At 52.9% G+C, this 4,917-nt stretch carries 4 protein-coding genes and 4 tRNA genes; 7 read left to right on the top strand and 1 reads right to left on the bottom strand.

Annotation, left to right across the window (positions count from 1 at the left end; all coding sequences use genetic code 11):
* Window positions 1–145 precede the first annotated feature (145 nt).
* Both murB and birA read left to right on the top strand, forming a co-directional pair.
* Entirely contained in the window at window positions 146–1,183 is a 1,038-nt protein-coding gene (gene murB, locus OXR61_RS23280) for a UDP-N-acetylmuramate dehydrogenase (protein WP_238561272.1), read from the top strand.
* Window positions 1,180–2,142, top strand: a complete 963-nt coding sequence (birA, locus tag OXR61_RS23275) for a bifunctional biotin--[acetyl-CoA-carboxylase] ligase/biotin operon repressor BirA (protein WP_021508689.1) — start codon at window positions 1,180–1,182, stop codon at window positions 2,140–2,142. The genes murB and birA overlap by 4 nt, the downstream gene beginning before the upstream one ends.
* A 53-nt stretch (window positions 2,143–2,195) precedes the next feature.
* Here the strand turns inward: birA and coaA are convergent, their stop codons facing one another.
* Entirely contained in the window at window positions 2,196–3,146 is a 951-nt protein-coding gene (gene coaA, locus OXR61_RS23270) for a type I pantothenate kinase (protein ID WP_206099444.1), read from the bottom strand.
* A gap of 396 nt (window positions 3,147–3,542) precedes the next feature.
* On the opposite strand from coaA, the gene OXR61_RS23265 reads away from it, so the two are divergent.
* The 5 genes from OXR61_RS23265 to OXR61_RS23245 all read left to right on the top strand — a co-directional run.
* A tRNA-Thr gene (locus OXR61_RS23265) sits at window positions 3,543–3,618 on the top strand.
* A gap of 7 nt (window positions 3,619–3,625) precedes the next feature.
* Window positions 3,626–3,710: transfer RNA gene (locus OXR61_RS23260), tRNA-Tyr, on the top strand.
* Between the two features lie 189 nt (window positions 3,711–3,899).
* Window positions 3,900–3,974: transfer RNA gene (locus OXR61_RS23255), tRNA-Gly, on the top strand.
* A 5-nt stretch (window positions 3,975–3,979) separates the two neighbouring features.
* Window positions 3,980–4,055, top strand: a tRNA-Thr gene (locus OXR61_RS23250).
* 106 nt (window positions 4,056–4,161) lie between these two features.
* The coding region (locus OXR61_RS23245) for an elongation factor Tu (RefSeq protein WP_267412575.1) at window positions 4,162–4,917 on the top strand (756 nt) is incomplete at its 3' end.

Below are 4,917 nucleotides of genomic sequence, written 5' to 3'. Positions count from 1 at the left end.
ACCAGTGAAGAAGCCCCGGACGAGAGTCCGGGGCTTTTTTGCGCCCGTACTTCAGCAAATTTACCGCTAAAAACGCGAAAACTCCCCACTGTAAAACCGTGCAATCGGGTAAACTACCGCCAGATTAATCAGTAAAGGCCGTAACATGTCCAGCCCTCAGACTTCCCTGAAAGCGTTCAACACACTGGGTCTTGCAATCGCGGCTGAAAAGCTTGTTGTTGCGGATAGCGCAGAAGCCATTTCCTCTGCCTGGCACGCCAGCCAGCAAAATAATCAGCCGTTTATGGTGCTTGGCGAGGGCAGTAACGTCCTGTTCCTCGAAGATTTTGCCGGCTGCGTGGTGATTAACGCGATTAAAGGCATCACCCTGGAAGAGCACGACGAAGCCTGGCATCTGCACGTTGGTGCTGGCGAAAACTGGCATCAGTTGGTTGAGCACACTCTAAAGAAAGGCCTCACCGGGCTGGAAAATCTGGCGCTAATTCCAGGCGTGACGGGATCGGCACCCATCCAGAACATTGGCGCTTACGGTGTTGAATTTAAAGATATTTGCCAGTACGTCGAAGTGTTACACCTGCCGGATAGCACAGTCACGCGTCTGCACCGTGATGAGTGCCAGTTTGGCTATCGCGACAGCATCTTCAAACACGCGATGAAGCACGACTATGTGATTGTGGCCGTCGGTCTGCGTCTGGCCAAGCAGTGGAAACCGGTGCTGAGCTATGGCGATCTGGCGAAGCTCAATCCCGCTACCGTATGCGCGTGGGACGTATTCAATGCGGTGTGCCATATGCGGCAAAGTAAGCTGCCCGATCCGCGCATAACAGGCAATGTAGGCAGTTTCTTTAAAAACCCCCTGATTTCCACTCAGCAGGCAGAGGCATTGCTCACGCACTATCCTGCTATGCCGCACTATCCACAGCACAGTGGTGAGGTCAAGCTGGCCGCGGGCTGGCTGATCGATCAGTGTGCGTTGAAAGGCTATCGTCTTGGCGGCGCTGCGGTGCATCGGCAGCAGGCACTGGTACTGATCAATGAAGACAATGCCACACCGCAGGATATTGTCGCCCTGGCCCATCATGTGCGTCAGGAGGTGGGGAAAAAATTTGCCGTGTGGCTGGAGCCAGAAGTACGTTTCATTGGCGCGCAGGGCGAGCGTAACGCCGTCGAGGTGATTTCATGAAAGATCATAGCGTTCCATTAAAACTGGTCGCCCTGCTGGCCGATGGCGAATTTCACTCTGGTGAACAGCTGGGTGAAGCGCTCGGTATGAGCCGCGCTGCCGTGAATAAACATATTCAGACGCTGAAAAGCTGGGGTCTGGATGTCTACACCGTGACAGGGAAAGGCTACAGCCTGCCAGCGCCGATTCAGCTGCTGAATGAAGAGGCGATACTGGCGCATCTGCATCAGCCGGATCTGGCGGTGATTCCGGTTATTGACTCAACGAATCAGTATTTACTCGATCGCATGGACCAGCTGAACTCCGGCTATGCGTGCATCGCGGAATATCAACAGGCCGGGCGCGGCCGGCGCGGACGGAAATGGTTCTCGCCGTTTGGCGCCAATCTCTACATGTCCATGTACTGGCGACTGGAGCAGGGGCCAGCTGCGGCAATGGGCCTGAGTCTGGTGATTGGTATCGTGATGGCAGAGGTTATCCAGTCGCTGGGCGCGGCAGACGTTCGCGTTAAGTGGCCAAATGACCTCTATCTGCAGGATCGTAAACTGGCGGGTATTCTGGTTGAGCTCACCGGTAAAACCGGCGATGCGGCGCAAATTGTGATGGGCGCGGGGATCAACCTGGTGATGCGGGGCGAAGGCACGGCGGAAATCAATCAGGGTTGGATCAATCTGCAGGAAGCGGGCATCGAGATCAATCGTAACGAACTCGCCGCCAGGCTGATAAACCGTCTGCGTGAAGCTTTACCGCTGTTTGAACGGGATGGGCTGGCGCCGTTTGTCGGCCGCTGGGAAGCGCTGGATAACTTTATCCATCGCCCGGTAAAACTGCTGATTGGCGATCGTGAAGTGCATGGCATTGCGCGCGGAATTGATAAGCAGGGCGGTTTATTGCTGGAACAGGATGGTGAGATTAAATCCTGGGTCGGTGGCGAGATCTCATTACGTCCCGCTAATTAACACAGTAAACAGTAATGCATTAAACGCCCTGATAAAGCAGGGCGTTTTTAATACTATTTTCGTAACCGCACGCTTTGCACGGCATGATCCGCAGACTTGGTCATGATTAGGCTGGCCCGCTCACGCGTAGGTAAGATGTTTTCTTTCAAATTCAGCCAGTTAATCTCTTTCCATAATCCACGTGCAATACTTTCTGCTTCCTCTTCAGGCAGCTGAGAATAGTGGTGGAAATAAGAGTCCGGATCGCTGAAGGCACCTTCGCGGAATTTAAGAAAGCGATTAACGTACCAGCGCTCTAATAAGTTTTCTGGCGCATCGACATATATTGAAAAGTCGACGAAATCTGAGACAAATACATGATGCGGATCGTGCGGATAATCCATACCGCTCTGCAGGACGTTCAGCCCTTCCAGAATCAGGATGTCCGGCTGCACCACCACCTTATCGCCATCCGGGATAACATCGTAAATCAGGTGTGAATACACCGGTGCGGTGACCTGACTGGCGCCCGATTTCAAATCCGATACGAACTTCACCAGTCGATGCATATCATACGACTGCGGGAAGCCTTTCTTCTTCATCAGGCCGCGCTCTTTCAGCACCGCATTAGGGTGCAAAAAGCCATCGGTGGTGATGAGTTCCACCTTGCGGTGCTCGGGCCAGCGGCTAAGCAGCGCCTGTAACACGCGCGCTGTGGTGCTTTTACCGACGGCGACACTGCCGGCAATACTGATAATGTAAGGGATCTTCTGGCCATTGGTGCCGAGAAACTGCTCCAGCACCGCCTGACGGCGCAGATTTGAACTGATATAGAAGTTCAGCAGACGTGATAGCGGCAGATAAATCTCGGCAACTTCTTCCAGCGAAAGATCTTCATTGATACCGCGCAGCCGTTCAATTTCGCTGGCGGCCAGCGTCATCGGTACGGAATCTCGCAGCGCAGCCCATTGCTGGCGATCAAACTGCAGGTAGGGCGTCGTCAGTGGCGTCGTTTTTTTACTCATAAGCATGCATCTGACCGCAAATTCTGGCTCATCAACACCTTGCAGCAACAGGCATACAGCGATGTGTCGAACTCAGTTGCACGTCACAGGGGTAATTTAACGAGAACAATGGGCAGGAGGGTAACACCAGTGTGACTTTAAAAAGAAGTAAAATGATAAACCTGAGCACGCTTTCGTAAGCAGGCCCGCATTTTTATGATCACAGTATGGGGCTAAAGCGGTATCAAAGAATAATCAGGCTATGGGCTGGCGGAAAAACACACCATGTTTGCTGCTTTTTGCTGCGCTGGCGGGGCGTTTTGCGAGGATTTGCACAAATAGTAAGCGGTAGTGCAAATTTAGCAATTTTTTTGTTGCATCCTGAACCCGGTCTTCCTAGAATGCGCGTCACTTGATGCCGGCTTAGCTCAGTTGGTAGAGCAACTGACTTGTAATCAGTAGGTCACCAGTTCGATTCCGGTAGCCGGCACCATCAAGTAGGTGGGATTCCCGAGCGGCCAAAGGGAGCAGACTGTAAATCTGCCGTCACAGACTTCGAAGGTTCGAATCCTTCTCCCACCACCATCTCAACCTCTCGGTTGAGCGTCAGATAAAGGCTTATCTGATGGGTGAGTTCAACTCTCTCACCTTCGAATTCAGATTGCGCAGTAGCGTGATCACCGTCAGTCGGAAACTCTGACTGGCTCGAATAATAGAAGGTCTTCTTTTATTATTCATAAGCTACAGAAAGAACAGGTAGCCGAGTTCCAGGATGCGGGCATCGTATAATGGCTATTACCTCAGCCTTCCAAGCTGATGATGCGGGTTCGATTCCCGCTGCCCGCTCCAGATGTGCTGATATGGCTCAGTTGGTAGAGCGCACCCTTGGTAAGGGTGAGGTCCCCAGTTCGACTCTGGGTATCAGCACCACTTCCTTTATCTCTCTCCTGATTCTCTCTCTGTAAAACTAACATCAGGTTTTGCCTGGTTAATGTGACGATATCTTTGATATATCCGTGTCTTAGAGGGACAAGCGATGGCTAAAGAGCAATTTCAACGTAACAAACTGCACGTAAACGTGGGCACCATCGGTCACGTCGACCACGGTAAAACCACTCTGACTGCGGCAATCACCACCGTTCTGGCAAAAACCTACGGCGGCCAGGCACGTGCATTCGATCAGATCGATAACGCGCCAGAAGAGAAGGCTCGTGGTATCACCATCAACACCTCTCACGTTGAATATGAAACCCCGACCCGTCACTACGCACACGTTGACTGCCCAGGCCACGCCGACTATGTGAAAAACATGATCACCGGTGCTGCGCAGATGGACGGCGCGATCCTGGTTGTTGCGGCGACTGATGGCCCAATGCCTCAGACCCGTGAGCACATCCTGCTGGGTCGTCAGGTTGGCGTTCCTTACATCATCGTGTTCCTGAACAAGTGCGACATGGTTGATGACGAAGAGCTGCTGGAACTGGTTGAGATGGAAGTGCGTGACCTGCTGTCTGCTTACGACTTCCCTGGCGACGATACCCCAATCGTACGCGGTTCTGCGCTGAAAGCGCTGGAAGGCGACGCTGAGTGGGAAGCGAAAATCGTTGAGCTGGCTGAGCACCTGGATAACTACATCCCGGATCCAGTCCGTGCTATCGACCTGCCGTTCCTGCTGCCAATCGAAGACGTATTCTCAATCTCTGGCCGTGGTACCGTTGTTACCGGTCGTGTTGAGCGCGGCATCGTGAAAGTGGGCGACGAAGTAGAAATCGTAGGTATCAAAGCGACTGCC

It is taken from the genome of Pantoea sp. GM_Pan_4 (assembly GCF_026541005.1).
GTDB lineage: Bacteria > Pseudomonadota > Gammaproteobacteria > Enterobacterales > Enterobacteriaceae > Pantoea > Pantoea dispersa.
The sequence above is the reverse complement of the archived record's forward strand: the minus strand, read 5'-3'. Positions and strand labels throughout refer to the sequence as shown.